Below are 3,903 nucleotides of genomic sequence, written 5' to 3' on the forward strand. Positions count from 1 at the left end.
TTTTTATCTAGCGACCATAGCGCTGTGGCCCCACCTGATCCCATTCCGAACTCAGAAGTGAAACGCAGTTGCGCCGATGGTAGTGTGGGAGTTCCCATGTGAGAGTAGGACATTGCTAGGTTTCTATTAAGAGAAGCCCGATTCATAAGAGTCGGGCTTTTTGCTAAAGTTTTTATTTATTAAGCTACTTAATTAGTAATTTAATAAATAAAAGTTTTTGTCTAGCGACAATAGCGCTGTGGCCCCACCTGATCCCATTCCGAACTCAGAAGTGAAACGCAGTTGCGCCGATGGTAGTGTGGGAGTTCCCATGTGAGAGTAGGACATTGCTAGACTTCTAATTCTTATCAGTATTGCTGATAAAAATGGCCCTGTGGAGGGGTTCCCGAGTGGCCAAAGGGATCAGACTGTAAATCTGACGGCTCAGCCTTCGGTGGTTCGAATCCACCTCCCTCCACCATATTATTCCTAGGGAATAACTAAATACCAGCAATTAGCTGGTATTTTTTTTGCATTTTTTTCAGTCTTTCCTCATCCGTAATATTTAGTGTAAAGCCATGCAGCTCGTCTAGTAACGCTTTTACATTGTATAACTCTGTGGTCTTTCTATCCCCTTTTTCATACGAAATCAGTAAAATCTGTATCAAATTTAGCTTTATTGCAGAATGTTTGGGGAAGCTTACGGCCGCCTTTTGTAACTTTGAAATTGCTTGTTGATATTTCTGCTGACCATAATAGGATAAAGCAAGTTCAATATCTGCTTGTGCTCTATCCTTTAAGGTTTTCGCTAAATTATTCTGTTCACCGGCATTGCTAGCTTCTGACTCTTGCTCATCACTAATTTGTAATATTTGTGAGGCTAAATTATTTTTATTTAATTTCTTTAACGTTATAGATATATCAATAAGCTTCTCTGCGGGGATGTTAGCTTGCTCTCTAGTAAGTAAGATTTCACCAAGTTCGAATTCACTTTTTGCTAAATCATTTTCTCTTGTTATTTCTAGTAAACATGCACTTAGCAGATGAGACTGTATCTTGATGTCTGCATCTCTGAAATCACGAGTCATTTGTTTCATAAATGTAAAAGCTTTAGTGTTTATTTTTTTTGCATCAACAGGTGATAGGGATGGTGAATATTCAATAAGTGCTTGTACATATTTAATTGTATTATCAGCACAATGATGAATTGAATTATGGGCCAACTTAAAGTTTTTTTCATATGCTAATGTTGCTTTATCATAATGTTCGTTATGAATACACAAGTGTGCATACTTCTGCAGACGGGTAAGTGAACGAGGAGACAATAGTAAAGCTTGCTCGAGTATATCTTCTGCAAACAGATAGTGAAATTGTTCTTCATAGGTGATGGCCAGCCAATCATAACTCGCTAAATACAGAGGGTATTTCTTAATAAGTAATTTAAATAATTTTTCAGCCTGATTAAGTTTTTTTTCGTGTAATGCAACTTTACCTAGCCCTATAGTTGCCCACTGACAATTAGCAGAGTTCTGGTAGGTGCCATAGATCTTTTTGGCTTTGTCATACTGCTGTAAATTGAAATACTGTCGAGACATAATTCCTAAACATTCAGCTTTATACGGGTTTTTTGTTGCTAATGCATTTTTGCAATGTTTAATTACCTGTAATGGTATTTCATCATCGAGCGCTTGGTATATCAGTGCCATTGTGCCTTTTTTACGAAGACAATCATTTAGGCGTTTATCTAATTCATTGAGGGAGTATGGTTTGCATAGATAGTGATCTGGCTTGTGTTCTAATGCAGCTAAAACCATTGCTTGGGACACTTCAGCTGTAATTAAAATAACAATGCACTGGCGGTTGATATAGCGATTTACCCGCAACTCTTCTAATATTTGTTGACCATTCTTTTGATTTTCACCAAGATCATAACCTAAAAGAATTACGTCATAGGTCTTTAGCTGGCAAATGGTGGCTACATCTTGAGCGTAGTGTGTGCTTTCAACCTGTTTACCGGTTAAACGCATAACATATTGTTTTAGGATATCTTGCGATGGCTTGACGTTATCAACAATCAAGAAACGCATACTTTGATAATTGTATTTAGCCATAACATCCTTAGTGTCAAATACGCTAATAACTGGGATAGTCATATACTACTTCTGCTACAATTAACCAACTTAAATACTCACTGGCTAAACGAATGACCTTTTCTTCTTTTTCTTTGGACTCAGCATTGCTCAAAGCAATCACCGAATCTGCTTATGATGAACCAACAGAAATACAAAAGCAAAGTATCCCTCTTATTTTAGCTAAACATGATGTTATGGCAAGAGCACAAACCGGTACTGGTAAAACTGCTGCGTTTGCATTGCCAATCCTACAGAAGTTAATATTAGCCCAGCCTTGTAAGCAAGAGCTACGAGCATTAGTTTTAACGCCAACTAGAGAGCTTGCCCAACAGGTATATAAAAGTTTTGTTCATTACGGACAATTTACCACGATTAAAATTGGTATTGCCTATGGAGGCGTCAGTACAAAGAAACAAATTTTAGAGGTAAAAACAGGCTTAGACATTTTAGTCGCTACTCCAGGTCGTTTATTGGATCTTATTAGAAGTGGGCATCTTTCTTTAGAGCAGATAAATACTGTCGTATTTGATGAAGCCGATCGAATGTTGGATATGGGCTTTAAAGAGGAAATCGATCAAATTCGTAAATACCTTCCTATTGAGAAACAAACCTTGCTCTTTTCTGCAACATTTGCCGATGACATATACAAAATGAGCAAAAGTATATTAGTAAATCCAAAGGTTGTAGAAATTGATGATAAAAACAAAGCTGCGGATGATGTCGAGCAAATTGTTTATGCTGTCGATGCTGATCGTAAAAGGGAGCTTACTTCCTATTTAATTGGTTCAAAGAACTGGCAACAAGTTTTAGTTTTCACGCGCACAAAGCAATGTGCAGATTATTTAGCAAAAGAAATGACTAAGGATGGCATTAAATCATTAGCTATACATGGTGACAAATCTCAAGGGGCCCGTGAAAAAGCACTTCATGAATTTAAAGAAGGAAATATAAGAGCTTTAATCGCGACCGATGTAGCCGCGCGAGGTATCGATATAAAAGGCCTTAACCACGTTATTAACTATGAACTTCCATATAATGCTGAAGATTATGTTCATCGTATAGGTCGTACTGCAAGAGCAGGGAATTCTGGCTTAGCAGTATCGTTAGTGAGTGTTGGTGAAGAGTGGCTGCTAACAGCAATTGAAGAATTACTTGATATTGAATTATTACAGCAGTGGTTACCTGGCTATGAACCCGATTTAACAAAAAAACCACAAACAGAAAAAAAATCAATGAATAAAAAAAATGCCCGAAGAAATGCATTGTCTTCGGGAGATAACTCTAACAAAAGTAGACCCAGATCGAAAAACAGGAGAAGATAAAGTATAAGTATTGCGTCTCCTGCACTATTTATGACCTATACTAATTCGGATAATAAGCAAATAGCGGTATTTGTAATCGAACAAACAAAATAATAAAATTAGCCCTTGTACTAAATCAAAAACTATCTATAATCCGCACCCAGTTCCAAGGGCTTCAGCTAAAATGAATCAACACGAACTGTTTTGATAAGTTATCTACTTACTTTAAAGGTAAACTAGCTAACTTAACGTTTAGTTATTAACTAGAAAATAAGCTTTCTAATTAAAATAAACGTTGACATCAAAACTCGGAAGCGTACAATGCGCATCCTGCTTCGGGCAAACGGCAACGTTAGCAAGGAGTGAAGGTACTTAGCGAATGCGACTAAGACCTCTTTTCTTTAACAATTAGTTATCATGCAATTTGTGTGGACACTCACATTAATGTTGTTTTACATAGTTTTCCTTTCGGGGAGAACAAAAACGCTTAA

Annotated in this window: 2 protein-coding genes, 1 tRNA gene and 2 rRNA genes; 4 read left to right on the forward strand and 1 reads right to left on the reverse strand. The window is 37.0% G+C overall.

Going from position 1 to position 3,903, the window contains the following annotated elements:
* Positions 1-6: 6 nt before the first annotated feature.
* The 3 genes from rrf (ASU03_RS00005) to ASU03_RS00015 all read left to right on the forward strand — a co-directional run bounded on the left by rrf (ASU03_RS00005) (position 7) and on the right by ASU03_RS00015 (position 460).
* Positions 7-121: ribosomal RNA gene (rrf, locus tag ASU03_RS00005) — 5S ribosomal RNA — on the forward strand.
* Positions 122-220: 99 nt separating this feature from the next.
* Positions 221-335: ribosomal RNA gene (gene rrf, locus ASU03_RS00010) — 5S ribosomal RNA — on the forward strand.
* A gap of 40 nt (positions 336-375) precedes the next feature.
* A tRNA-Tyr gene (locus ASU03_RS00015) sits at positions 376-460 on the forward strand.
* A gap of 19 nt (positions 461-479) precedes the next feature.
* Here ASU03_RS00015 and ASU03_RS00020 read toward each other — a convergent pair.
* Entirely contained in the window at positions 480-2,132 is a 1,653-nt protein-coding gene (locus ASU03_RS00020; protein WP_231731444.1) for a response regulator, read from the reverse strand.
* A gap of 50 nt (positions 2,133-2,182) precedes the next feature.
* On the opposite strand from ASU03_RS00020, the gene ASU03_RS00025 reads away from it, so the two are divergent.
* Positions 2,183-3,433, forward strand: a complete 1,251-nt coding sequence (locus tag ASU03_RS00025; protein WP_057829869.1) for a DEAD/DEAH box helicase — start codon at positions 2,183-2,185, stop codon at positions 3,431-3,433.
* The last annotated feature ends 470 nt before the right edge of the window (positions 3,434-3,903 follow it).

Origin of the sequence: Colwellia sp. TT2012, from assembly GCF_001440345.1 — a bacterium.
In the GTDB taxonomy this organism is placed as follows: Bacteria; Pseudomonadota; Gammaproteobacteria; order Enterobacterales; family Alteromonadaceae; genus Colwellia.